The organism is Novosphingobium sp. BL-S-34, assembly GCF_056857015.1.
Genome location: NZ_CM166473.1, coordinates 1,107,441 through 1,132,737, shown reverse-complemented (window position 1 = coordinate 1,132,737; position 25,297 = coordinate 1,107,441). Strand labels below are relative to the sequence as shown.

The window sequence follows — 25,297 nt, the reverse complement described above, 5'->3', positions numbered from 1 at the left end:
TCGTGGCGGATCAGGACAACCCGGCGTTCGGCGAGCAGATGGTGTTCGGGCCGTTCTGCCTCTCTCCCGGCGCGCGTCTGCTGACGCGTGACGGACAGCCGGTGGAGATCGGCGGGCGTTCGTTCGACTTGCTCGTTGCCCTGGCCGAACAGCCCGGCCGCGTCCTGTCCAAGCGCGAACTGCTTCGGCGCGTATGGCCCGATGTGGTGGTGGAAGACGGCAGCCTGCGCTTCCACATGGCGGGTCTGCGCAAGATTCTGGGCGAAGGCGGTAAGGCAGGCGAAGGCGGTAAGGCAGGCGAAGGCGGCGGGGCAGGCGAGGGCGATCAGGGTGGCGGCGCGCGCTACATCGCCACGCAAGTCGGCGTCGGCTACGCCTTCGTCGCCCCGGTCGAGAGACCGGCGGAGGCCGGTTCCCCGCCGGACGTCACGACACCGAAGGTGGCCGAAGGCTTCACGACCAATATCCCGCCGCCGCTGCCGCACCTCATCGGCCGTGAGCGCGATGTGGAACTCCTGCTGAACCGCGTGGTCGATACCCCGATATTCACCATCGCCGGCCCGGCCGGCGTGGGGAAGACGTCGCTCATGGTCGAGATCGGCCACCGGCTGACGGCGCGTTTCGCGGGCGATGCCGCCTTCGTCGACTTCGGCATGCTGGAGAACCCCTCGCTCGTGCCGCCGATGATCGCCGGGGCCATGGGCATATCCGTGCATAGCGGTGATCCCGCCGCGGTGATCCTGGGCCACTTGCGTGACCGGCCGTTCCTGCTGCTGCTCGACAATTGCGAGCATGTCGTGGAGCAGGCGGCAGAGATCGTCGAGCGGATCACCGAAGCCGCGCCGCAAGTGCGGATCGTCGCGACCTCGCGGGAGCCGTTGCGGGTGAGGGGGGAACATGTCCACCGCCTCGACGCGCTGGACTATCCCGAGGATCCGGATGGCATGACGCGGGCGCAATTGCTGGCCTATCCCGCCGTGCAGTTGTTCTGCGAAAGGGCGCGGGCGGCCGACAGTGCGCTGGAAATCGACGCGGAGGATGCCCGCCTCATCGCCGGGATGTGCCTCCGGCTGGACGGCATGGCCCTGCCTATCGAACTGGCGGCCGTGCGCGTCGCCGCTCACGGGGTGGCGGCTACGGCCCGCCAGATCGGCGAGCGTTTCAGCCTTGCATGGGCAGGGCGGCGCACCGCGCAGCCGCGCCAGCAGACCCTTCGCGCCGCGCTGGACTGGAGTTACGACTTGCTCTCCCCGGCCGAACGAACCGTGCTGGACCGGCTCTCCGTCTTCGTCGGCCCCTTCTCGATCGATGCCGCCATCTATGTGGTGAGCGATGCCGCGCTCGGTTCGGACGAAGTGGCGGCCTCGTTCGACGAACTCACGGCCAAGTCGCTCATTTCGCCCAATCGCCTGCGCGGCACGGGGACTTATCGCCTGCTGGAGATGACCCGCGCCTATGCCAAGGAAAAGCTTGCCGGGCGCGGACCGGAGGAGCTTCGGGCCACCACCCGGCGTCATGCGGCGTTCTTCCTGACGGAACTGGAAGCGATCGCGGCGCAGGATGCCGCCGCCTTCCAGGACCCGCGCTCGTTTCGGCCGCAACTGGGCAATATCCGCAGCGCCCTGGACTGGAGCTTCGGGCCGGAGGGAGACCTGAAGCTCGCCGTGCGTCTGGCCGCCGCCAGCCTGCGGGTCTTCCTCAATCTGTCGCACCTCGTGGAGTGCCGCACCTGGGCGGCCCGCGCCATCGCGGCGCTGGAGCCGGAGCAGCGCGGCAGTGCGATGGAACTGGAATTGCAGAGCGCGCTGGGCATCGCGCTGATGTTCACCCGCGGCAACAGTCCCGAAGCAGGGGCGGCGCTCACCCGCGCGCTGGAAATCGGCACTGCGCTGGACGATCGCTGGGGGCAGCTCTGCACGCTGGCCCGCCTGCACATCTTCCACGAGCGCATCGGCGAATACGAAGTCGCCATGCGCCATGCCGAACGGGCGGTGGAGATTGCCGAGGCGATCGGAGAATCCGAGGCCCTGGCGGTGGCCTATTCGCTTTCGGGGATCTCCCATCACCTGGCAGGCGACCAGACCCGCGCCCGGCACGACCTGGAACGCGCGCTGGCGGCCAGTCCGCCTTCCGAGCGCAGCCGGACGATCGCTTTCGGGTTCGATCATCGCAACCGGTCCACCATTGCCCTCGCGCGGACCCTGTGGCTCTCCGGCGAACCCATGGCTGCGCGCGCTCTGGCAGAGCAGGCGGTGCGCGAGGCGGCGGGGCTGGATCATCCGGTAACGCATTGCATCGCGCTCATATGGGCTTTCTCGGTCTACTTGTGGATGGGCGAGATGGCGCTGGTGGACCAGACGCTGGCGGCTTTCACCGATAGCGCCCAAGTCAACGCGCTCGGCCCCTATATCGCGGCCGCCGGGGGTTTCCGGGGCGAAGTGGCCGTGGAGCGGGGCGATCATGCCGCGGCCGTTCTGGCGCTGCAGGAGAGCCTCTCGCTTCTGCGCGCGGCGCGCTACGATCTGTTGACGACGCCGTTCTCGATCGCCCTGGCGCGCGGATTGGCCGCGGAGGGCCGGCTGCAGGATGCGCGGCAGGTCGTCGATGCCACCATTGCCCGCTGCACCGCCAATGAAGAGCGCATCGCCTTGCCGGAACTGCTGCGGATCAAGGCCGCGATAGTCGGTGCGGCCAGCGCCGATGAGGCAGGCGCGGCGCGGGCATTGCTGGAGGAAGCGCGCAGTCTCGCCCGCGATCAGGGCGCCCGTGCGTGGGAACTGCGCGCCGCGCTCGATCTGGCGGCGACGCTGGTCCAGGAGGGCAAGGCCCATGAGGCCAGGGCGCTTGTCGAGCAGGCCCGGCACGATATGTCACGGCCCGCCCAGGATCGCGATCTTGGGCGGGCCGAAACGCTGCTCGCTTCCCTGTCGTAGGGCGGCGTCGCAAGGCGGAGCCCTGCGAAACCGGGGGCTCAGCCCATGATGGCCTTGGCCTCCAGCAGGGCTTCGATGCCGAAGGCGCCGTTGTCCCGGCCGAGGCCCGAGTGCTTGAAGCCGCCGAACGGGGCGGTCATTTCCATCGGCGCGCCGTTGATGATGACGCGGCCCGCCAGGATGCGCTCGGCCACGGCGCGCGCCCTTTGCGGGTCGCCGCCAGCGACATAGGCGTGAAGGCCGTAGTCGGTGTCGTTGGCGATAGCGACGGCCTCTTCGTCGCCCTCGTAGGGAATGATCGAAAGGACGGGGCCGAAGATCTCCTCGCGGGCAATGGTCATGTCGTTGCGCACGCCGGTGAAGATCGTCGGCTTCACGAACCAGCCCTCGGCCGCGCCTTCGGGACGGCCTTCGCCGCCGGCCAGCAGGACCGCGCCTTCTTCCTGCCCCTTGCGAATGTAGGACTGCACGCGGTCCCACTGGCGCTGGCTGACCATGGGCCCGATCGTCGTTGCCGGATCGCGCGGATCACCGGACCGGACATGCGCCACGGCTTCCCGAATGCCGGTCTCGAACGCCTTCAGCCTGTGCGCCGGGACGAGAATGCGCGTGCCCGCGATGCAGGCCTGGCCGCTGTTGTTGAAGCCGGCGGCGAGCGCGAAGGGGATGGCAGCGTCGAAGTCGGCATCGCCGAGCACGACCATCGGCGACTTGCCGCCCAGTTCCAGCGTGACTCGCTTGAAGGTCTCGGCCGCGGTGCGCAGGATCGCCCGGCCGGTGACCGTGGAGCCGGTGAAGGAGACTTTCGCGATATCGGGGTGGCCGCTGAGTTCCGCACCGACCACGTCGCCCCGGCCATTGACGATGTTGAAGACGCCCGCCGGGATCCGTGCCTCATGCAAGGCTTCGGTAACGATCTGGGTCTGCAGTGCGCTCATTTCGCTGGGCTTGATCACGCATGTCGCCCCGGCCGCGATCACCATGGCCAACCGGGCAGCGATGAACCCGGGATTGGCATTCCAGGGCGTGATGATGGCGGCGACGCCCAGCGGTTCCATCGTTACCGTGGCGGTGCCCATCTGGCGCACGAAAGCATAGTCTTCCAGCGCCTTGGCCGCCTCGCGAAAGGCACCCACGGCGTAGTCCACCATCCAGGCGGAGCGTGAGACCGGCGCGCCGTATTCTTCGATCACGGCATCGAGCAATTCGGCGCGGCGGGTCTCCAGGGCTGCGGCCAGGCGTTCCAGCATGGCGGACCGTTCGGCCTTGCTCGTCCGCGCCATAGCCGGGAAAGCGCGCCGTGCCGCAGCAACCGCCTTGCGGGCGTCGATCGCGTCGCCGAGCCGAACTTGCCCGATCACGCCTGCGGTGGCCGGATTGTGGAGATCGAACAATTCCGTGCCGTGCGGGGTCACGAACTGCCCGTCGATGTAAATGGTGTCGATGGTCTTCATGTCACTGGGTCCTTTCCTGGGAACCCGGCTGATGTAGTTCTGTGGAATTATCTGGATAAGCAGGATAGAACGGGATGGGTTGATGAAGGAATAGGGATAATGAAGAGCGGCCTGGCCGAATTCGAAGGCGTGGTCATGATCGCGCGTCTTGGCAGTTTTCGTGCTGCCGCCGAGGAATTGGGCCTGTCGACGTCGGCGCTCAGTCACGGCGTTGCGGCGCTGGAGCGGCGGCTGGGGGTGCGGCTGTTCAACCGAACGACGCGCAGCGTCTCGCCCACGGATGCCGGGGCGCAATTCATTGCCCGCATCGCCCCTGCGCTCGTGGAAATCGGCAGCGCCATCGAGGATGTGAACAGCCACCGCGACACGCCCGCCGGCACGCTGCGCATCAATACATCCGCCGGGGCTGGCCGCATGACCCTGACCCCGATCTTCCTCGAATATCTGGCGCGTTTCCCCGACATGAACCTGGTGCTGGCGACGGAAGGCCGGCTGGTGGACATCGTGCAGCAAGGGTTCGACGCCGGCATCCGGCTGATGGAACATGTGCCGCAGGACATGATCGCGGTGCCCATCGGCGGTCCGGTGCGGATGATCGTCGTCGCCACGCCGGGTTACCTCGCGCGATGGGGAACGCCGCAAGTGCCTGCGGACCTGCTGCATCACCGCTGCATCCGCGCGCGGCTGGCCACCGGCGCGATCTGGAAATGGGAGTTCGAGCGGCGGGGAGAGGCGGTGGAAGTCGACGTTCCCGGCGCCCTCGTCCTGGACGAGATGACACTGATGCAGGAAGCGGTCCTGGCCGGTATCGGGCTGGCCTATCTCAACGAATGGTCGGTCAGGGAGCATGTCGCGCAGGGCCGGCTGGTGGCGGTGCTGGAGGATTGGAGCCCGCCTTATCCGGGCCTCACGCTCTATTATCCGGGCAACCGCCATACCCCGGCCGGTCTGCGGGCCCTGGTCCAGCTGATCCGGGAGCGAAACCTGGCGGAGGCCGGCTAGCGATCCGTTCAGGGGCTTGCTGGGGAAAAAAATTCGTGCCCGCCGGTTACCTTGGCTGCCCGAGATGGTTATGCCTCCCGTCATGCAGCAGCAAGCCCTCGTCTTCGCGCTGATCGGCTTCCTCGGTATCGGCGCGCAATGGATCGCGTGGCGTACCGGTTGGCCGGCCATTGCCCTCATGCTCGCCGCCGGTGTCCTTGCAGGTCCCGTCACCGGCCTCGTCGTTCCCGAACACACTTTCGGTGACCTGCTGGAACCGATGATCTCGGTCGCGGTGGCGCTGATCCTGTTCGAAGGCGGCCTCAGCCTCAATTTCCGCGAACTCAGAAAGACCGAAGGCGCGGTGACGCGCCTGATGATGATAGGCATTCCCGTGGGCTGGGTGCTTGGCGCCGTGGCCTGCTACTACGTTGCGGGGCTGGTCTGGCCGGTCGCGATCCTGTTCGCAGGCATTCTGGTGGTGACCGGGCCCACCGTGGTCATTCCCCTGCTGCGCCAGAGCAACATCGCGCCGCGGCCGCGCGCGATCCTGAAGTGGGAAGCGATCGTCAACGATCCCTTCGGCGCGCTCTGCGCCGTCATCACTTACGAATACCTGCGGCGGGCGGGCGAAGGCGGCACGCTGCTTTCGGTGCTGGCCGCCCTCCTGGCTGCCGCGCTCGTGGCGGGGCTCATCGGCTATGCCGTGGCCCGCGCCATCGCCTGGGCCTTCCCGCGCGGACATGTGCCGGAATATCTCAAGGCGCCCGTCCTGCTGGTGGCGGTGATAGGCACGTTCGTCCTCTCCAACATGATCCAGCAGGAAACCGGTCTGCTCGCCGTCACGGTGATGGGCGTGGCCATCGCCAACATGCGGCTGGATTCCCTGCGCGACATTCACCCCTTCAAGGAGAACGTCACCGTTCTCCTTATCTCGGGCGTCTTCGTGCTGCTGTCCGCCTCGCTCGACTTTGGAGTGCTGCGCCAGTTCGAGTGGCGCTTCATCGCCTATCTGCTTGCGCTGCTGTTCGTGGTTCGCCCGGCAACGGTGCTGCTGAGCCTGGCCTTCAGCAAGATCCCCTGGAACGAGCGGCTGTTGGTGGCATGGATCGCGCCGCGCGGCGTGGTCGCCGTGGCGATGTCCGGCCTCTTCGCGCTCCGGCTCGACCAGCTGGGTTACGGCGACGGCAGCATCCTGGTGACGCTGTCGTTCTCGGTGGTCGTGGCCACTATCCTCGCGCATGGTTTCAGCATCCGCTACGTGGCGCGCTGGCTGAAAGTGACGGGCGCGCGCAAGAAGGGGCTGCTGATCGTGGGCAGCACTTCGTGGAGCCTCTCGCTGGCCAACCAGCTGCGTCAGCTCGACGTTCCGGTGATGATCGTGGACACCAGCTGGCAGCGCCTTTCCGTCGCCCGGCAGGCCGGCATTGCCACTTACCACGGAGAGATCCTGGCGGAATCGACCGACGAGCGGCTCGACCTCACGCAGTTCCAGGTCCTGGCCGCGACGACCGACAACGAAGCCTACAATGCGCTCGTCTGCAGCGAGTTCGCCCCGGACATCGGCCGGGACTCGGTTTATCAGCTCGGCGGGATGGGCGATGACGAGGACCACCGCAGCTTGCCCGAAGCCTTGCGCGGCCGCGCGATGTTCGCCTCCGGGATCGGCGTGGCGGAAATCGCCGAGCACGAACGCGCGGGCTGGGCCTTCCGCAAGACCCGCATTAGCGAGCAGTTCGACTTCGCCGATGCGCAGGCTGCGCTGCCGGAAGATGCGAACATGCTGTTCCTGCTGCGCAAGGACGGCAGGATCCTGTTCTTCACGCACGCCTCGCGGCCCACCCCGCAACCGGGCGACACGATCATTTCCTATGGCCCGTCGCGCCACGGCGAGCCCGAAAACACCCGCGACACGATTGAAAACAAGGAGGCGACAGCATGAAAAGCGCGCCCATGATCGCATCCGCGATCCTGCTGGCGGCCCTCGGCGGCTGCCAGCAGGGCACCGGAAGCGAGGGAGAGAGTACCGATAGCGCCACGCAGGGGGCAGCGCCCGATGGCGTCGTTCCCGACAGCGCCCTTCCTGACGCGGACGCCAGCGCCGCACCCGATCCTGCGGCGGACGAGCCGAAGAAATCGATCATCCGCGCTGATGTCGATGTGGGGCCGACCCAGGCACCGCCGGTCGAGACGGTCCACCTCGTCGTGCCCTATCCGGCAAAGGGCGCCAGGCCCGACGAGGCCGGGCGTGCGCTGCTGGACGGGTTGCTGACCACGCCCGCTTTCGCGGCCGGCGGGGCGATCACGATCTGGGGGCACAGCGACTCCCGCGGTTCGGATGCCGACAACCTGGCCGCCTCGCGCAGGCGGGCGGAAGCGGCGCGCGACTATCTCGAAAGCAAGGGAGTGGCGAAAGCGCGCATTTCGGTCGTCGCGCTGGGAGAGGCGCGCCCCATCGCGCCCAACCGCAAGCTCGATGGCAGCGACGACCAGGAAGGGCGCGCCAGGAACCGCCGGGTGGAGGTGGAGATCGCCGCTCCGCAGCCCTCCGCGCCGGTCTCGCCGACGCCCTGAGGCAACGACGGGGCGGTTTCTCCGTTTGCATGGTGCAGGCCGAACGCGCAGGGTTGCCGTCTCTTTCGAGACGGGCCTGCGCCTTCGGCCCCATGCCCTAAGGAGGAACACGTTATCATGACCCCCATCGAGCGAGCCGCACGCGCCGTGGTGCAGCAACAGTCCGCACCCGCGCGCTGGGAGGATCTGGCGGAGGCGGATCAGGACCGGCTGAAAGCGGACATTGCCGCCGCCCTCCTGGCCCTGCGCGAGCCCGACGATCACATGGAAGCGGCCGGGGATCTCGCTCTGGAAAGCGCCAGCTGCCGCGCGATCTGGAGCGCCATGGTCGATGCGGCCTTGGCCGACCGGGACGAGCCCGATGCGACACCATCGCCCGATCCGCTCGCCTGACCGGCGGCGCGAATTCGCAGGCGCCATGCGTCTCTCGCTTGCGCCTGACAGCAATCGGCGGCAGGACTTTTCGCGGTCGCAACGATTGCATGAATCGGCAGAGCCAGCAACTTGCCCGAGTTTCGCGAGTTGCACCCGGATTGCGGAATCAAAGGCGCATCCGGGCCGCGACCGGGCAGTCGAAGATCAAGAGGCGACGTGACGAACACTGGTATGACGGTCGATCTGACCAACTGCGATCGTGAACCCATCCACCTGCTGGGCGCCGTCCAACCCGTCGGCTACCTGATCGCTCTCAGCACGGACTGGGTGATCTCGCGCGTTTCCGCCAATATTGCGGCGCTGCTGGACGTTCCCCTTGAAAGTCTTGTCGGCCAGCCGTTTTCCGGCTTCATCCCGGCCTCGCTGATCCATGACTTGCGCAACCGCATGGCCTATCTGGTGTCTCCGGATTCGGTGGAGCGCATGTTCGGCGTGAGACTGGTCGAGGGCGGGCAGTGCTACGACCTCGCGCTTCATCTCTCGCAAGGGCAGATCGTCCTGGAATTCGAACCCGGCGTGCCGACCAGCGGGGATTCCAGCGGCATGGTACGCGCGATGATGGCGCGGCTGGACACCCGGCCGGACCTGGCCTCCTTCTACCGGGAAGGCGCGCGCCAGGTCCGCGCGCTGCTGGGCTACGACCGGGTGATGGTCTACAAGTTCGCGGCAGGCGGCGACGGCGAAGTGGTGGCGGAGGCCTGCAAGGCCGGTATCGGATCCTTCAAGGGACTGCACTATCCCGCCAGCGACATTCCCCGTCAGGCGCGCGAACTCTACAAGCGCAACCTGCTGCGGGTCATTCACGATATCGATGCCGTGCCGGTTCCCATCGTGCCCCAGCTGGATGCCGAAGGTAAGCCGCTCGACCTGTCGCTTTCGGTGCTGCGGTCGGTCTCGCCGATCCATATCGAATATCTGCGCAACATGGGCGTCAGGGCCTCGCTGTCGATCTCCATCGTCGTGGACGGCGAGCTTTGGGGGCTGTTCGCCTGCCATCATTATTCGCCGATCTCGCCCACGTTCGAGCGTCGCTCCGTCAGCGACCTTTTCGCCCAGATGTTCTCCATGCGCCTGGAAAGCCGGGAGCGCCGGGAGATGGCCGAATACGAGCGGCGCGCGCGCGATATCTCGGACCAGCTCCTCAGCGCCGTCGCGTCGGACGAAACGCTGCTGAAGGACCCCGACTGGCTTGCCGACATCCTGATGAGCGCGATCCCCGCCGATGGGGTGGGCGTGTGGATCAATGGCAACTACGCCTTTTCCGGGTCCGTGCCGCCCAGCGAGGACTTTCGCGCCATCGTCCGCGCCCTCAACGCCACGGCGGCGGGCAAGGTCTTTGCCACCGATCACATCGGCTCGCTGGTCAAGGGGGCCGGAAGCTATGCCAGGGACGCCGCCGGGCTGCTGGCCATTCCCATCTCGCGATCGCCGCGCGATTACGTCGTGCTGTTCCGCTCGGAAATGCGCCAGTCCGTGCGCTGGGCGGGAGATCCGCACAAACCGATCGAATATGGCCCGAACGGCCCGCGCCTGACGCCGCGCGAGAGTTTCGCCGAATGGAACGAGCAGGTTGAAGGCCGCTCCCGTCCTTTCCTGCAGCACGAGCTGCGGGTGGCCGAGACCTTGCGCGCCACGCTGATCGAAGTGGTGCTCCGCCTGGCCGATGAAGCCGCGGCGCAGCGGCAGCAGGCCAATGGCAGGCAGGAACTGCTCATCGCGGAACTGAACCACCGCGTGCGCAACATCCTCGGCGTCATCCGGGGGCTGGTGCGGCAGTCCCAGCCTGACGAGGATGCCGTGAAGGAATTCGTCGAGGTGGTCGATGGACGCATCCATTCGCTCGCCCGCGCACACAACCAGATTACCGACGATCACTGGGGGCCGGCACCGCTACAGGCGCTGATCGATGCCGAAGCGGCCGCCTTCGCCGCGCACAAGGAAAGCTCCATCCATTACGAGGGGCCGTCGATCCTGCTGAATCCGCAGGCCTATTCCTCCATGGCGCTGGTGGTTCACGAACTGGTGACGAACTCCACCAAATACGGCAGCCTCTCGGGCGAGGGGATCGTCCAGATCGCCTGGGAGCGTGCCGACAACGACGACCTCATCCTGACCTGGACGGAAAGCGGGGGGCCGACAGTCAAGGAACCCACGCGCAAGGGTTTCGGCACGACCATCATCAAGCGTTCGGTTCCCTACGATCTGGGCGGCGCGGCGGACATCGTCTACGATCCGGCCGGGGTGCGGGCGACCTTCCGCATTCCCGCACGGCACCTTTCCGAACAGCGCAATTTCAAGGGCACCACGATCAAGCTGCCCAACCCGCGCCGAATTTCGCATGGACCGGCCCAGTCGAAGATGCCGATCCCGCACGATCTGCTGGCGGACATGTCGGTGTTGATCGTCGAGGACAGCCTGATCATCGCGCTCGACGCGGAAGACATCCTGGGCCGTTTCGGCGCGGAGATCGATACGGCTTCCAGCGCGGAAGGGGCGCATGGGGCGCTTGATGGCGGCATGCCGGACCTCGCGATTCTCGACATCAACCTGGGCGACCAGACCAGCTTCGGCGTGGCCGACCGGCTGACGGATGCGGGCGTGCCTTTCTTCTTCGCAACCGGCTACGGCGAACAGGCGCTGCTTCCGCAGGAGCATCGCTCGCGCATCGTCGTGCAGAAGCCCTATACGACGCACAATCTGGCGCGGGCCGTCGAAGACCTGCTGGGCCTGACGCCCATCGAATAGGATCAGCCGCTTCCCGCCCGCCCGGGCATCAACGCGGATGGCGCCGGGCGAGGGCTATGCCCGCCAGGTTCTGCTCGCGCTTGATCCAGCGAATGCGGGCGGGTCGGGCCTTGGCGACGAGGGCCAGAAATTCCGCCTCGTGGCGGTTGCGGGGTTCGCCGCGCTTCAGCGCCTCGTTGGCCTGGCGAATAACGGGAAGCGCATCGCCAACCAGCTCGATGTCCTGCAGCCCCAGCGATTGCGCCAGTTCCAGCGCGCGGTTCAGCGCGCGCCATTCGGCATCCTCATTGCTGCCCTGTCCCAGGTCTTCGAAGAGATGCACCGCGCCGCCGATGACGGCGGCGGCCTCGATCGGGCCGGGGTTGGGGCGGCAGCCGCCGTCGAAGAACACTTTCAGCCGGGACCGGGACATGCCGCGCTTGTGGTCCAGTTCGCGGCGAGATGCCAGCCGTCTCCGGCGCTTCGCAGGGCGAATGGCCGGAGAACTGGCATTGGGGCGTGCGGGGCGTCAGCTTCCGAAGTTGAACTTCAGCCGCAGCCCGTACATCCGCGGCGGGCCGTAGGCGAAGTCCAGGATGCCGGAGCTTTCGTAGCCGCCGCCCGATGCGGTCTTGAAGCGCTTGTTGGTGAGGTTGGTGGCGAAGGCGGCAATGTCGAAGCCCGAGCCGAACACGTCGCTCCAGGAGGCGTTGAGGTTGAAGAGGTTGGTGGCCGGGATCGTGACGCGCTGCGGGTTCGCGGCCGTGGCTGCGGTGAAGAAGTTGCCGTCCACCGCCTGGCTGGAGGTAAAGGTATAGTTGCCGCCGAAGGACAGCGAGCCTGTCTTTTCGCCCAGCGGCACGTCGAGATCCGCCGATAGTGTCAGGCGGTTCTTCGGCGAATAGCTGAGCGGATCGCCGGGCTGGCCGCGCGGGATGATCTGCTCGAACGGGCTGTCCGGGCTGAGCGTGGGGGGTACCAGTTCCTTGATCTCGGTATCGAGGTAAGTGTAGCCCGCCGAGAGCCGCAGCCGCTGGAACAGGGTAATGCCCGTGTCCACTTCGACGCCCTGGATCTTCGACTTGCCCGCATTGATGATCGCAGCGCCGCCGGCCAGGCCGCTGCCCTGCTTGGCGATGAGGGCGCCGAACACCTGTTGGTCGCTGAAATCGTTATAGAAACCGGCAATGTTGAAATAGCCGGGCAAGGACCCGCGCAAGGTCAGCTTGGCGCCCAGTTCGTAGGAGTCCACTTTCTCCGGATCCCATGTTTCAAGGCCGGGGTTGGTGAAGTTGACGCCGCCCTGGCGATAGCCGCGCGCATACTTGGCATAGAACAGCATGTCGGGCGTCGGCTTGAAGTCCAGGTCGATCAGCCAGGTCGGCCGGTTGGACTTGTTGGAAATCCGCGTGCTGCAGGCGGTCGTGTCGCCGCCGTTGGCGAGGAGGTTGACGGTGGGGTGATTGAGCACGTCGTTGCAGACGCGCCCGACGGGGATCGTGCCCAGTCCCGGTATCGTCGCCAGGTTCCAGCGGTTGCTTTCGGAGACCCCCACCGTCTTGTCGAACGTGTAACGGAAGCCGCCGGTTAGCGCGAACTGATCGGTAAAGTTGTAGGTGGCCTGCGCGAAGGCGCCGTGGTTGTCGAAATCGAAGCGCGTGCGCGATTCAGAGACCAGCGCGATGCCCAGGCTGGAAGCGGGCAGGCCCAGCGGCAGCACGCCGGAGCAGCCGAGGTTCCCGGCATCCGGGCAGTTCCCATAGATGCCGGTGCGCTGCTGGTTCCATCCGATCGGCCGGCTGAATTCCAGGTAGCCGCCGATCACGTAGTTCAGCTTGCCATTGGCCGAGCGGCCCTGGAGCTGGAGTTCCTCGGTTGCGGTGGATTCCGCCGCGGCGTGATAATTGGGCTGGATGTCGAGCGCGATGTAGTTGAACGGCGCGCCCACCGTGACGTAGCCCAGCGACTGGAATGTGCGGGTGACCGGCGTGTCGGCGATGCGGAAGTTGTCGCTGTAGAGATTGAACGCCGAATCCTCCCGGAATTCGCCGTAGCTGGCGATGTTCTTCACCGTCATCGTGTCGCTGGCCTGCCAGGTCGTCGTGTTGATGACCTGCCATGTCTCCAGCAGGAAGCGCGGATCGGGATTGCTCACTTCCACGTCGAGCCTGCCGTCTCCGCGCGCGGCCTGCCGGTCGATCTGGGCACAGGCGGCCGTTGCGGTGAAGTAGCGGGTGAACGGACCGCCTGCCAAAGGACTGGCTGCGTCGCGATCGCAATTCTCGTAATGGGTGGCGTAGCCGTTCGTATCCGACCGGCTGTAATGGAAGATCGTGTAATTCTCGAGATTGGGCGTCAGGTCGGCGACCACGCTGAGACGGGCGTAGACGTAGTCGGTATTGTTGTAGGCGTCAGGCCCGATGCCGGAGCGGTTTTTCATGTAGCCGTCGCGCTTGTTGCGGTCCACCGCGAGGCGTACCTTGAACGTCTCCGCCAGCGGCACGTTGAGTGCCGCCTGGATCCGGCGCTGGTCGTAATTGCCGATGGTGCCTTCGATATGGCCTTCGAACAGATCGGTCGGCCTGGTCGGAACCAGCAGGATCGCACCGCCGGTGGTGTTGCGGCCGAAGAGCGTGCCTTGCGGGCCTTTCAGCACCTGCACGTTCTGCAGGTCGGTGAAGGTGCCGGCGCCCACGGTATTGCCGGAGGTCGTGCCGCCCTGCGCGCGAACGCCCACGACGTCCGCGAAATAGACGCCCACGGTGGGCGCCGTCGAGGCATCCTGGTTGAAACCGCGCAGCGAGAAACTGGCTTTCTCGGCGCCGTAGCGCGTGTTGACGGAAAGGGAGGGGGTATAGGTCGCCAGGTCCGATGCCACGACGATATTGCGCTTTTCGATGGTGGCGCCGTCATAGACCGTCATCGAGATCGGCACATCCTGAAGCCGTTCTTCGGTGCGGCGGGCCGTAACGATGATATCGCCGGGATTTATCGTCGGCTGGCTTTGCGCCAGTGCCGGCATCGCCGTCGAAGTGCCACCCAGCACGGCGCCCATGATCATGACGCGCGTCAGCTTCCCTGCATTCATGCCTGTTCTCTCCTCCCGGTATCGTGTTTTTCTTTTTTGTTTTCCCACCGATATTGTTCTGTTTTCGGTGATGATTTGACTTTATCCCGCGCACAGGTAGCCGACGCCGCGGCGGCGCGCGCAAGTGTTCGGTTCGGAATGATCTGGGTATACTGCCGAAAATCGCCGCAATTCGGCCGGGTTGTCCCGGCCGGTACTTGCTCCCTCGCTCCGTATCTTGCCCGGAGCGTACTGCGGGTGATGCCCGGTGAAAAGAAACTATCGTTTCGTTGCAACCCGTTGCCAAATCGCGCGCCGCGAAATTCGCGGTCTAACAAGAGCTTGGCGATTTAATCTTCCGTCACGGATTATTGTTAGTGCCGATGCAGACTATCGGGCGACCATGGCGCGCGCGGGCTTATCCGAGCCTTGCCAAGGGCCGGACGGGATTGCATGCAGCGGCCGATGCTCAGGCCGGAAGGCCGCTTGTCTGCGGGCTGTGGACCGCCCGGACCTGCGGCAGGAAACTGGAGACGACTTGTGTTTGCGATCGGCTGCCTCGCCCTCATCGTCCTTCCCCTTGCCGGACTGGCGCTGGGCGGTTTCCTGGCCGGGCCGCTCGGCGCGAAGTGGGGCGCGGGGGCGGGGTTCGCCATCGCCCTGGGCCTGTGCGGCGTGACGACTTACGCGCTCGTCGCCGCCGCCCGCCGGCGCTAGGCCAGACCCTCCAGGGCCCGGCCCAGGCCGGTTTAGGCTTTGTTCACGCGCGGCAGGAATGCCGTCAGCAGGCCGATCGCCGGGAGGAAGGCGCAGACGTGGTAGACCGTCTCGATGCTCGTGCGGTCGGCCAGCCAGCCGAGCACGGCCGCGCCCAGACCGCCCATGCCGAACGAGAAGCCGAAGAACAGGCCCGAGATCATGCCGACTTTCCCCGGCACCAGTTCCTGCGCGAACACGACGATGGCCGGGAAGGCGGAAGCCAGGATCAGGCCGATCACCACGGTCAGCGGGCCTGTCCAGAACAGGCTGGCATAGGGCAGCAGCAGCGTGAAGGGCAGGGCGCCTAGGATCGAGAACCAGATCACGTATTTGCGCCCGAACCGGTCGCCCAGCGGCCCGCCCATCACCGTGCCGACCGCGACGGCGGCCAGGAAGGCGAAGAGGTGGAACTGCGCGTTCTGCACGGTGAGGCCGAAGCGGTGGATCAGGTAGAACGTGAAGTAGCTCGTCAGGCTGGCGAGGTAGACGTATTTGGAGAAGATCAGCGCCAGCAGGATGGCGATGCCGCGCGCGGCGTGGCCCTTGGGGAGGCCCGCGGAAAGCTTCGCCTTGCCGCCGGCCGCCAGCCGTTCCAGGCCATGACTGCGATACCAGGCGGCCACGTTCCACAGGACGGCGCCGGACAGCAGTGCCAGCAGCGCGAAGAAGGCCAGGCTGGACTGTCCCCAACGCACCACCACCAGCGCGGCGGCCAATGGCCCTAGCGCCTGACCGGCGTTACCACCCACCTGGAACAACGACTGCGCGAGTCCGTGCCGTCCGCCCGCGGCCATGCGGGCCACGCGGGAGGATTCGGGATGGAACACGGAAGACCCCATGCCCAGCAGCGATGCCCCGACCAGCACAAGTCCATAGCTATGCGCGGCCGACAGCACGGTCAGTCCGGCCAGCGAGAACAGCGTGCCGCCGGGCAAGGCGAGCGGAGTCGGTCGCTTGTCCGCATAGAGCCCCACGAGTGGCTGAAGGATCGAAGCGGTGATCTGGTAGGCCAGTGTCACCAGGCCGATCTGGCCGAAACTCAGGCCCAGGTCGGCCTTCAGCGCAGGATAGATCGCGGGCAGCAGAGACTGCATCATGTCGTTCAGAAGATGGCAGAAACTGATGGCGACGATCACGCCGAACACGGTTCCATTCACGGCCGCCTGTCCGCGATCGTCCATTGCCGGGCCGGACCCGCCTGCTGCCAATTTCTGGGCCATTTTTGCCGCCTCCTTCGCGGTCCTTTGCTCGTGGCGCCTCTCCTATTCGCTTTGAGATCGTCCCGCTTCGGCATATGGGTCAATCAATTATGATTGTGGGACATCAGATCCAGCAGCGCCAGCCGGCGGATTACGAGGACGTGCCGCGGCCGGTCGTCGGTATCGGCAACGATTATCCGCCCTCGTTCGAACTGGCGGAGCACAGCCATCGGCGCGGCCAGTTCCTCTATGCCTCGCGCGGCGTGGTGGCCGTGAGCACGCCGGATGGCGCCTGGGTCGCACCGCCGGAGCGCGCGGTGTGGATCCCTGCCGGAACGCCGCATTCGGTGCGGATGGTGGGCAAAGTCCAGACGCGCAGCGTGCTGGTGGCGCCTTCGGCGGGCGCGGCTCTGGCGGATACTTGCCGGGTGGTCGCGGTGTCCCCGCTGCTGCGGCAGCTTCTGGTGGCGGCGTCCGAAGTGCCGGCCGAATACGACCTGGAGGGCCGCGACGGACTGGTCATGGCTCTGCTGGTCGCCGAAATCTGCCAGGCGCCGGTCATTCCCATCGTCGTGCCTTTTCCGCGTAACCCCGCGCTGGCGGAACGCTGCCATCGCTTTCTGGAAAGCCCCCGCGCCGGAGACACGATCGAGCGATGGTCCGATGCGCTGGCGATGAACCGCCGCCGGTTTACCCGGCTGTTCCGCCGGGAGACAGGCATGAGTTTCGCGGAATGGCGGCAGCAGGCCTGCCTCTCGGTGGCCCTGCCGCGGCTGGCTGCCGGCGATTCCGTCACCGCCATCGCGCTCGACCTCGGTTACGATGGGCCGGGGAATTTCTCCACGATGTTCAAACGCGTGCTGGGCGTGCCGCCGAGCCGTTACCTGCAGCAATAGTGGACCGGAATTATCCTAGATTAACTTTTTGAAGTCCGGCCGGTCTTCGTCGTTGACAGCGTTGTCACTGACCAGCGCTTAAGTCATGCGCTTCAGCGGGCGCGCAGGAGTCGCGGGGCGTTAACAGCTGGGGGCGATGGGTAGAAAACTTGGGGAAGAGGGTTTCGGCGGGCTTGGGCCGACGCCGGAGAGTGGCTTGTCCGGGCATGTGTCCGCAGGCGGGCCAAGTGGCCATCCAGGTGGCGAAGGGCTGGGTGACGGGGCCGCGGAAGGCGATGCCGATCTGCTGCCCCTGGCCGAATATATCTATCGATGCCGCCGGATCCGTGATGAAATGCTCGGCGCGGATTTCTTCGGGGAGCCGGCCTGGGACATTCTGCTCGACCTTTTCATCGGCCAGTCCCGCAAACCCGCGGCGCCGCTCGGCACCTCCTCGGCCAATACGGTGCTGCGCTGGCAGAACGTGCTGGAAGCGAAAGGGCTGGTGACGCGCTGTACGGATGCCGCGTCGGGCGGCAACCATGCCTGTCTTACCGACAAGGGGCAGGCGCTGATGCGCGATTACTTGCGGCGGGCCGCGCGCAGTACCGGAAAGGTGAATATTTGACTATCCAATGGGAGTCATTCGTAATTCTACTTGGTTCGGAGCGTTCCTTGGCTTAGCCTGTCTTCTTGGACCTAGGGGGGATAGGCCCGAGGGGGAGGAACGGTCTGATGGCACTCACCAACCAGGAACAGCTTGTCCTTGAGCTGCGCAGCATTACGCACTTGCTGCAGGAGGCCATAGGCCGCCTCGACGCCTGCGGTCAGGATCTCGCGGCGATTCACGTCCAGACGGCCCTCGATGTCCTGCGGGACAAGGGCGGCGACGACGATTGGATCATGTTGCGGAACTGAGTGGCAGGGCGCGGGCGGGTTGGGAGCCTTGCGCTGCGATCAGGATGCCGGCTCGCCGCTGTTCAGATGTTCGATCTCTGTGGGACTGGAATTTCGGCCAAGAGCGAGATTGCGCCCCGGAAAGCGCCCGAAAGCGGCAATTTCGGCACTATGGCCCGAAGCGAAGCCCATCACTTCTTCGGCATAGTCGCGCAGGGCCTTGAAGCGTTCGACGCTCATGGCCTGGAGGACGGGGTCCTCGGCATGCATCAGCGGCATGTAGAAGAACTGGCGCTGCGCAAAGCCCAGGGTTTCGTCCATTCTGGCGGCTATGCCCTCGACGGCGAGGTGCTGCGCCGCCGGATCGCTGGCAAAGGCCAGCGCCGTGCCGCGATGGATATGGCGAGAGAACTGGTCGAGCACGAGTATCAGCGCCAGCCGGCCGAGCGGGGTCTCGGCCCAGTCCGCCAGCGCGCCTTCTGCGGCCTGGGCGTGAAGCGCGCCGAAACGGGCACGCACCGCGGGGTCCAGGGCCTCGGCGGTCTCGAACCAGTCTTTGGGAGAGAGTTCGCGGAACCAGAAATCCAGCACGTCTTCCCGGGGGTCGTTTCCGCTTTCGGTCATGCCGATTTTGCCTTTCAGTGGAGCCTGTTGGTTTCGGGAACGCATGAGGCGTGCCGCTGGCTGCCCTGCGCGGAGGAATCCCGGGTAGTCAGCGCGCCGTCGCGTCCCCGGACAGGGCCTTGGCGAGAGGATCGATTTGCGCCTCGGGAATGCGCCGGGCGATGACGGCCATCGGGTCGCGCGGCTTGTGTGCGTCGATCACGGTTTCCTCGCCCCGCCATTGCCGCAATCTGGCGGCGAGGTAGTCCGCCCGTTGGCCGCCGAGGGCGGGCGCCGCCTTTCCGGGCGCGTGGCAGGTGGTGCAGGCAGGCAATTGCTGCGCGGGCAGTCCATCCGAAACGATGGCATGGGCGGCGGGGAGGGATTGGTCGCGCAGCCCCGGTTGCCGTGCGTAATGGCGGGCGGCCTGGCGTAACTCCGCGTCCGAGAGGCCCGATGCTGCAACCTGCATGACCGCACCGTGGCGCTTTCCGGAGGCGAAGTCGCGCAGGGCGGCGAGGAGATAGCTTTCCTTCTGCCCGGCGATCACCGGGATATCGGCCTGGCCGCGCCCCAGACCGTCGGTTCCGTGGCAACCCGTGCAGCCGGCAAGGGCAGCGTTGCTGCCCGGAGTAGGCGCGGTGAGAGCCTCGTACTCGGCCGGGGTCATGTTCGGCAGGCGGCGCAGGAAGCCCACCATGCGGCGCACTTCGTCCGGTCGGTCGCCGGCCGGCCAGGCGGGCATGCCGGTGAATTTCACCCCGTGACGGACGATCCAGAACAGCTCCTTGTCGCCATATTCGCCCACCACGCGCGCAAGGTCCGGTGCGGGCGGCGTGGCGGACTGCATGACCGGCGATGGCGGCATGCCGGGCGCCCCGTGGCACACCGCGCAGGACTGCCGGAAATGGCCCGCCGCGCTGACGAGGGCCCGGTCGTCGCGCACGCGTTCCGGCGTCTGGAACGCGCTGTAAGTGCGCGCGGAGTTCTGCATGGTCCAGTGGAGGAACCAGTCGGTGATCGCCCAATGCCCCGAGGAAGCGGCGATGGGGAACAGGCCGGACCAGGCGAATCCCATGCCCAGCGCGAAGAGGGTGAGCAGCGCCAGGATCAGGCGTTTCCAGGTCAGTTTCACGGTCATTTCGAAGGTTCCGGCTTGGCTCTCAGCAGTCCCGCAAGAAGGGCAATGCCGCCGAGGAAGTAGCTTGCCCCGCCGATCACCAGCATGGCGACCCCGCCAAGCTGCTGGTCGGCCAGAGGGTCAAGGCCGAACGGCGCGCCGTGGTCGTGCATTCCGGGCATTCCCGAGCCGTAAAGCGGGCGCGGGGCGAGGCCGATGAGCACCCCCAGCAGCGTCATGTGCATCGATGTCAGCAGAAGCGCACCGATTCCGGCTGCGCGCTGGGGGGTGTGGATCGCGGCGCTCCAGAGCAGCAGTCCTGCGCCCAGGAAACTGGCGTATTCCGCGGCGCCCAGCCAGGGTGCGGCGTCGGCGGCGCGGCGCACGGCGGGCAAGTGCCACGCCCAGACGGCGACCAGTTCCACCAGCATCATCGCCATCGGCGTCACCAGGCGGGGCCAGCGGCGCGCAGGATCGAGAGCGGTTTCGGCCAGGCCGAATGCCAGTAGCGGCGCGGCCACGGCCACGGCGATCATATGCGCGGTCATGTGGCCGGTCATGCCGAAGTGCGCGCAGGCAAGGCCCAGCGGCACGAGCAGGAACCCGGTCAGGAGCGCGGCCCGCTTCACCGGCAGTCTCCGATGAACACCACCGGCAGCGCGGTGAAAAGCACGCCCACGAAGCTCAGTCCGGCCAGCAGCAGGGTTGCCTTCGCCAGAAAACGCAGCCGGTCGATGTCGGTCCCGTCCTGGTGCGGCGGCGGGCTGCCGGGCATGCGGACCTGCCGGTGGGCGATCCAGCCAGACAGGGCGATGGCCGCCAGGGCCAGCACCGTCCCGGCCACGAACAGCGTCGGGAAACGGGCGAAGGTGCCTTGCTTGGCGCAGGATATCGCCGCCCAGAGGTAGGAAAACAGGAAATGGGCCGCCCAGACCGTGGGCGGCACGATCAGGGTCCAGAGCGTGACTTGCAGCCGCTCGTGCCATTTCCTGCGGTCGCCGCGCGGGTCTTCGCTCATGCCACCTCCGGGAACAGGCCGATGGTGGCATAGGCGCAGGCGGCGGTGAGCGCGAAGAAGTGCATGTAGACGGTGACGTTGCGAATATCCGCGTCGTGATGCGGGGTCATCCGCCCTGCCAGGCTCCGCGCGAGAACATAGGCCTGCATGATCGCCGCGACGGCGGCATGAAGGCAGGTCCAGATCGCCAGCGTCCAGACGATTGCTGGGTAGCTGTGTGTGGCGGGATCCATGCCGGAGAGCCAGGGCCCCGCCAGTCCGGCCGGGACACCCGCCAGGCTGGTGGCCAACCCGAACAGCAGCAGCAATCGGCCCGCACCGATGCCACCCCGCGCGTGGATCTCGCGCGCGGCGACCGTGGCGACCCAGCCCGCAAGAGCCAGCATCAGCGCGATCATCGGCCAGAAGATGCCGGGCGCCGCGGCCATGTCGGGCGGCGGAAAGTCGGCATGCCGGGTCCAGAAGAAGAAGTAGCCGAACAGCAATCCGGAGAAGGCCGTGGCGTCCGCCATCATCGTGATGAACATGGCCCACCAGCCCGGAGAGGCTCCGCCCGAGATGTAGAGCGGCAGCTCCATGCCGTGCCCGATCGGCTTGCTGGGCTTTTCGGGAATTTCCGCCGTTCCGGTCCAGAGCCACCAGAGCACCATGGCCAGCGTCGCCACGCCCGAAACCAGCGCCAGCCAGTAGAGATGATAAGTGGTCAGGATGAACACGCCGCCCAGCGCCAGGGCGGTGAGCATGGGTTTCCAGCTGGGAGCGCCCAGGCGGATGACCGAGACCGGGCGCGCGTCCAGCACCGAGGTGATGATCGTCTCGCGCCGGCCTTCCTCGGCATCGGGCAGGAAATAGCGGCCTTCGTCCACCTTGCGCACGAAGTCTTCCTGATCCCAGATCGGATAGCGGCTCTCGATCAGCGGGATCGAGCGGATGCCCCAGTTCTCGTCCTGCGGATGGGCCAGCCATTCCAGCGTTCCGGCCTGCCAGGGATTGCGCGGGGCCATCTGGCGCCAGGGCGAGCGGCACAAGTCGAGCACGATCACCGCAACCCCGACGGCGATCACGAAGGAGCCGATCGTGGAGGCCATGTTCAGCCCGCCGAGGCCAAGGTCGGCCGGATACGTGAACACACGGCGCGGCATGCCCTCCAGCCCCGAAAGATGCATCGGGAAGAAGCACAGGTTGGCACCCACGAAGATCAGCCAGAATGCCGTGCGTCCCAGCCGGTCGGACAGTTTCTTGCCGGTCACCAGCGGCCAATAGTAATAGAGCCCGGCGAAGAGCGGCATCAGCGTGCCGCCGATCAGCACGTAGTGCAGGTGGGCCACCACGAAGTAGGTGTCGTGCGCCTGCCAGTCGAACGGGGCCAGCGCGACCATCACCCCGGTCAGCCCGCCGATCACGAAGATCGCGAGGCTTCCGGTGGCGTAGAGCAGCGGCGTGGACCAGACCACGCGGCCCGCCCAGAGGGTGACGATGAAGACGAAGATCTGCACCGCCGTCGGGATCGCCACCGCTTCGGACGCCGCCGAGAAGAAGCCGAGGCTGATCTTCGGCAGGCCCGTCGCGAACATGTGGTGGACCCATAGCCCGAACGAGAGGAACGCGGTGCCCACTGCCGCCAGCACGATCCAGGGATAGCCCAGCAGGTGGCGCCGCGCGAACGTGGGCACCAGCATGGCGAAAAGCGCGATGGAGGGCAGGAAGACGATGTAGACTTCCGGATGGCCGAAGATCCAGAACAAGTGCTGCCACAGCAGCGGATCGCCCCCGCGCGAGGCATCGAAGAAGGGCCAGTCCAGCAGGCGCTCCATCTCGAACAGCACATCCCCGGCGATCAGCGGCGGGAAGGCGAAGAGGATCATCACCGCTACCACCAGGATGTACCAGGCATAGAGCGGCATGAGGTTGAGCCGCATGCCCGGCGGACGGCACTTGAGCACGCCCACGATCAGCTCGACCGCAGCGGCGACCGACGACACTTCGATGAAGGAAAGCCCCAGCATCCAGATATCGGCGCCGAGACCGGAAAGGTCGGTTCGGGTGGTCAGCGGCGGATACATGAACCAGCCGCCGTCCGGCGCGGCGTCGAAGAAGATCGATCCCGAAACGAACACGCCGCCGATCAGGAAGGACCAATAGCCGAAGGCGGAAAGCCTGGGGAAGGGCAGGTCCCGCGCGCCCAGCAATTGCGGCAGGAGAATGATCGATACCGCCTCGAACATCGGCACGGCGAAAAGGAACATCATCACCGAGCCGTGCAGGGTGAACAACTGGTTGAACGTGCCCGGCCCCACCAGGTCGTTGTCGGGCACCGCGAGCTGCGTGCGCATGATGAGCGCCAGCACGCCTGCGAAGAGCATGAAGGCGAAGGCCGTGAGCACGTACCAGTTGCCGACCTGGTTGTTGTTGGTGTCCGTCCAGCGCAGGAAAAGGCCTTTGGGCGGCGCCCAGACTTCACGCAGGCGTTGTTCCTGCGCGGCGCGGAGGGCGGGATCGTCCTGGTCGTGCAGGCTCATCGCGCGTTCTCCGCCTTGGTCTGCTTCAGCCAGCGGGCAAGGGCCAGGGCTTCCTCCTGCGTGAGATGGGTATAGGCGGGCATGCGAGCGCCCGGTTTGAAGCGATGGGGATCGCGGATGAAGGCGGCGGTATGGGCGTCCGTCGGTTCGAGAATCCCGGCGCCAAGCGTCAGGCGCTCGCCGAACCGGGTGAGATCGGGGCCGATGCGGGCCTGGGCCGATGTGCCGGCGAGGGCGTGGCAACTTCCGCAGCCTTCGCGCGCGAACAGCGCGGCGCCGCGGTCTTGCGTGCGGCGCGGGGGTATGCGGGCGGCGGTCAGCCAGGCATCGAAGGCGGCCGGTTCCATGGCGATGACGTCGAAGGCCATCAGCGCATGGCTGAGGCCGCAGAACTCGGCGCAGACCCCGCGATAGGTGCCGGGCTTCTCGGCCTTGACGACCAGCCGGTTGGTGCGGCCGGGGATCATGTCCATCTTGCCGGCAAGGCCGGGGATCCAGAAACTATGGATGACGTCCGTGGCGGTGAGTTCGAACACGACCGTCCGGCCGACCGGGAGGCGCACTTCGTTGGCGGAGAGCAGCAGCGGCTCCGTCCGGCCGCCCGGGCCGTTGTCATCGCTCCGCGCGTAAGCGACGCGCCACCAGAACTGTTCGCCCTCTACGCGGATGTGCAAATCGCTGTCGCCGGTGGGAAGGGGGCGCATGGCCGGAAGCGCCCAGACCAGCAGCGCGGTCAGCACCACGGTCGGAACCACTGCGCCGAGCCAGAGGACGAGACGCATGCCGCTCTGGTGAGTGAGCTTTCCTTCCGGAGCCCGCGCCGCGACGAAGTAGATCGCGGCCATTCCGAGCGCGATGACACTGCCTCCCGCCGCCAGCACCGCCGTCAGCCAGAGCGTGGAGCGCGCTTCCAGCCCGAACGGCGCCAGCGCCGACTGATGCCCGTTGCAGCCCGCCAGCACCAGCGTCGCCATGGTAACGGACGCTAAGGTAACGGACGGTGCGGCAATCGATTTTCGCAAGACGACATTTCCCCTGACTCGTTCGGGGGCAACGCGTCAGGGGCCGCCGGGTTCGAGCGAAAGCGGCGAACGCGGCGTTACAAATGGTTGCTGCGGCGTGCCGCGGCTGAAAGGTCAGCCGTGAGAGCCTCGCCGCGCTCCGCCCACGCCGCCGGTCGTTTCGGTATCGGCGCCCGGATTGAGACGCTCGTCTTCCTTGTCGGGGTGAAGCTCCGCTTCCCGGGCGCGGGCCGGATCCTTCTGGGGAACGCCTTCGGGCGGCTTGCCATCGTGGTTGGTCCAGCGTCCGTCGGGCGTGCCGGCGGTTCCGGTGACATTGCGGGAATCGTCGGGTTCGTACTCGGCCATGATCCTTCTCCTTCGACAGAAGAAAGGCGCGAGCAGGCGGCCCCGTTCCCAGCTTTCGTTTTCAATCGGTCTTGCCGGCAGGGCGCCCTGCGCTCGAACCAAACGCCGGGTCCCGCGTTGGTTCTGCAAACATGTATCGGAAGAAGGACGCCTGCCCGTGACACTCAAAGCCCTGGCCATCAATTGCACGCTGAAGTCCGATCCAGCCGAGCCTTCCTCCACGGACGCGATGATCGCGGTTTTCGCGAAGGCCTTTGCCGAAACCGATGTCGAGATCACGGAGACCGTGCGGGTGGCTGGGCTCAACGTGCTACCCGGCGTGACCTCGAACGAGGGCGAAGGTGACGAATGGCCCGGCCTGCGGGAAAAGATCCTGGCGCACGACATTCTGGTGTTCGGCGGCCCCATCTGGATGGGCCAGATCGGCAGCGTCGCCAAGCGCGTGCTCGAACGGATGGATGCTTTTCTCGACGAGACCGACGACGAGGGCCGCATGCCCAGCTACGGCAAAGTCGCGGTGGCAGCGATCGTCGGTAACGAAGACGGCGCCCATTTCTCGTCGGCCCAGCTGTTCCAGTCTCTTAACGACGTGGGCTGGACGATCCCGGCTGTCGCGGCCTGTTACTGGGTAGGTGAGGCAATGGGATCCACCGATTTCAAGGACTTGGACAAGACACCTGAAAAAGTCACCAAGACGGCAAGGATGGTGGCAGGCAATGCGGCGCACCTTGCAGGTCTGCTGAAGGCCTCGCCCTACCCCGGTTGAACC

At 66.4% G+C, this 25,297-nt stretch carries 22 protein-coding genes; 11 read left to right on the top strand and 11 right to left on the bottom strand.

The window, feature by feature from the left end; all coding sequences use genetic code 11:
* Window positions 1–2 precede the first annotated feature (2 nt).
* On the top strand, window positions 3–2,933 hold the full coding sequence (locus AC1VV3_RS18870; protein ID WP_482962109.1) for an ATP-binding protein: 2,931 nt from the start codon (window positions 3–5) through the stop codon (window positions 2,931–2,933).
* Window positions 2,934–2,971: 38 nt separating this feature from the next.
* Here the strand turns inward: AC1VV3_RS18870 and AC1VV3_RS18865 are convergent, their stop codons facing one another.
* A complete protein-coding gene (locus AC1VV3_RS18865; RefSeq protein ID WP_482962108.1) occupies window positions 2,972–4,387 on the bottom strand; it encodes an aldehyde dehydrogenase family protein in 1,416 nt (471 codons plus the stop codon).
* Between the two features lie 99 nt (window positions 4,388–4,486).
* On the opposite strand from AC1VV3_RS18865, the gene AC1VV3_RS18860 reads away from it, so the two are divergent.
* The 5 genes from AC1VV3_RS18860 to AC1VV3_RS18840 all read left to right on the top strand — a co-directional run bounded on the left by AC1VV3_RS18860 (window position 4,487) and on the right by AC1VV3_RS18840 (window position 11,122).
* Window positions 4,487–5,389 carry a LysR family transcriptional regulator gene (locus AC1VV3_RS18860; protein ID WP_482962107.1) on the top strand — a complete coding sequence of 301 codons (903 nt, stop codon included), beginning with the start codon at window positions 4,487–4,489 and terminating at the stop codon, window positions 5,387–5,389.
* A gap of 82 nt (window positions 5,390–5,471) precedes the next feature.
* Window positions 5,472–7,310, top strand: coding sequence for a cation:proton antiporter (locus AC1VV3_RS18855; protein WP_132265984.1), 1,839 nt, complete (start codon window positions 5,472–5,474; stop codon window positions 7,308–7,310).
* Window positions 7,307–7,942, top strand: coding sequence for an OmpA family protein (locus tag AC1VV3_RS18850; protein ID WP_482962106.1), 636 nt, complete (start codon window positions 7,307–7,309; stop codon window positions 7,940–7,942). The genes AC1VV3_RS18855 and AC1VV3_RS18850 overlap by 4 nt, the downstream gene beginning before the upstream one ends.
* A 117-nt stretch (window positions 7,943–8,059) precedes the next feature.
* Entirely contained in the window at window positions 8,060–8,335 is a 276-nt protein-coding gene (locus tag AC1VV3_RS18845) for a hypothetical protein (protein ID WP_431567189.1), read from the top strand.
* Between the two features lie 213 nt (window positions 8,336–8,548).
* Window positions 8,549–11,122, top strand: coding sequence for an HWE histidine kinase domain-containing protein (locus AC1VV3_RS18840; protein ID WP_482963161.1), 2,574 nt, complete (start codon window positions 8,549–8,551; stop codon window positions 11,120–11,122).
* Between the two features lie 28 nt (window positions 11,123–11,150).
* On the opposite strand, the gene AC1VV3_RS18835 is transcribed toward AC1VV3_RS18840, so the two are convergent.
* Window positions 11,151–11,534 carry a ribonuclease HI gene (locus tag AC1VV3_RS18835; protein ID WP_431567190.1) on the bottom strand — a complete coding sequence of 128 codons (384 nt, stop codon included), beginning with the start codon at window positions 11,532–11,534 and terminating at the stop codon, window positions 11,151–11,153.
* A gap of 96 nt (window positions 11,535–11,630) precedes the next feature.
* Window positions 11,631–14,189 carry a TonB-dependent receptor gene (locus tag AC1VV3_RS18830; RefSeq protein ID WP_431567191.1) on the bottom strand — a complete coding sequence of 853 codons (2,559 nt, stop codon included), beginning with the start codon at window positions 14,187–14,189 and terminating at the stop codon, window positions 11,631–11,633.
* Between the two features lie 519 nt (window positions 14,190–14,708).
* On the opposite strand from AC1VV3_RS18830, the gene AC1VV3_RS18825 reads away from it, so the two are divergent.
* Window positions 14,709–14,885 carry a hypothetical protein gene (locus AC1VV3_RS18825; protein WP_165921397.1) on the top strand — a complete coding sequence of 59 codons (177 nt, stop codon included), beginning with the start codon at window positions 14,709–14,711 and terminating at the stop codon, window positions 14,883–14,885.
* Window positions 14,886–14,917: 32 nt separating this feature from the next.
* Here AC1VV3_RS18825 and AC1VV3_RS18820 read toward each other — a convergent pair whose 3' ends face one another.
* A complete protein-coding gene (locus AC1VV3_RS18820) occupies window positions 14,918–16,108 on the bottom strand; it encodes an MFS transporter (RefSeq protein WP_134095736.1) in 1,191 nt (396 codons plus the stop codon).
* Window positions 16,109–16,236: 128 nt separating this feature from the next.
* Between AC1VV3_RS18820 and AC1VV3_RS18815 the strand changes: the two genes are divergently transcribed.
* The 3 genes from AC1VV3_RS18815 to AC1VV3_RS18805 all read left to right on the top strand — a co-directional run bounded on the left by AC1VV3_RS18815 (window position 16,237) and on the right by AC1VV3_RS18805 (window position 17,919).
* A complete protein-coding gene (locus AC1VV3_RS18815) occupies window positions 16,237–17,022 on the top strand; it encodes an AraC family transcriptional regulator (protein ID WP_243841187.1) in 786 nt (261 codons plus the stop codon).
* A 208-nt stretch (window positions 17,023–17,230) separates the two neighbouring features.
* On the top strand, window positions 17,231–17,629 hold the full coding sequence (locus AC1VV3_RS18810; protein WP_482962105.1) for a winged helix DNA-binding protein: 399 nt from the start codon (window positions 17,231–17,233) through the stop codon (window positions 17,627–17,629).
* 107 nt (window positions 17,630–17,736) lie between these two features.
* Window positions 17,737–17,919 (top strand): hypothetical protein, encoded by a 183-nt coding sequence (locus AC1VV3_RS18805; protein ID WP_132265977.1) that lies wholly within the window; start codon window positions 17,737–17,739, stop codon window positions 17,917–17,919.
* A 39-nt stretch (window positions 17,920–17,958) separates the two neighbouring features.
* On the opposite strand, the gene AC1VV3_RS18800 is transcribed toward AC1VV3_RS18805, so the two are convergent.
* From AC1VV3_RS18800 to AC1VV3_RS18770, 7 genes are all read right to left on the bottom strand, one after another.
* A complete protein-coding gene (locus AC1VV3_RS18800) occupies window positions 17,959–18,522 on the bottom strand; it encodes a DUF924 family protein (RefSeq protein WP_431567193.1) in 564 nt (187 codons plus the stop codon).
* Window positions 18,523–18,610: 88 nt separating this feature from the next.
* A complete protein-coding gene (locus AC1VV3_RS18795) occupies window positions 18,611–19,642 on the bottom strand; it encodes a c-type cytochrome (protein WP_431567194.1) in 1,032 nt (343 codons plus the stop codon).
* Window positions 19,639–20,250 (bottom strand): cytochrome c oxidase assembly protein, encoded by a 612-nt coding sequence (locus AC1VV3_RS18790; RefSeq protein WP_431567195.1) that lies wholly within the window; start codon window positions 20,248–20,250, stop codon window positions 19,639–19,641. The genes AC1VV3_RS18795 and AC1VV3_RS18790 overlap by 4 nt, the downstream gene beginning before the upstream one ends.
* Entirely contained in the window at window positions 20,247–20,639 is a 393-nt protein-coding gene (locus AC1VV3_RS18785; RefSeq protein ID WP_431567196.1) for a hypothetical protein, read from the bottom strand. The genes AC1VV3_RS18790 and AC1VV3_RS18785 overlap by 4 nt, the downstream gene beginning before the upstream one ends.
* On the bottom strand, window positions 20,636–23,158 hold the full coding sequence (gene ctaD / locus AC1VV3_RS18780) for a cytochrome c oxidase subunit I (RefSeq protein ID WP_465127068.1): 2,523 nt from the start codon (window positions 23,156–23,158) through the stop codon (window positions 20,636–20,638). Before ctaD ends, AC1VV3_RS18785 begins: the two co-directional genes overlap by 4 nt.
* Entirely contained in the window at window positions 23,155–24,132 is a 978-nt protein-coding gene (gene coxB / locus AC1VV3_RS18775) for a cytochrome c oxidase subunit II (protein ID WP_431567198.1), read from the bottom strand. The genes ctaD and coxB overlap by 4 nt, the downstream gene beginning before the upstream one ends.
* A 162-nt stretch (window positions 24,133–24,294) precedes the next feature.
* Window positions 24,295–24,528, bottom strand: a complete 234-nt coding sequence (locus tag AC1VV3_RS18770) for a hypothetical protein (RefSeq protein WP_431567199.1) — start codon at window positions 24,526–24,528, stop codon at window positions 24,295–24,297.
* A gap of 157 nt (window positions 24,529–24,685) precedes the next feature.
* On the opposite strand from AC1VV3_RS18770, the gene AC1VV3_RS18765 reads away from it, so the two are divergent.
* Window positions 24,686–25,294 (top strand): flavodoxin family protein, encoded by a 609-nt coding sequence (locus AC1VV3_RS18765; RefSeq protein WP_431567200.1) that lies wholly within the window; start codon window positions 24,686–24,688, stop codon window positions 25,292–25,294.
* Window positions 25,295–25,297: the final 3 nt, after the last annotated feature.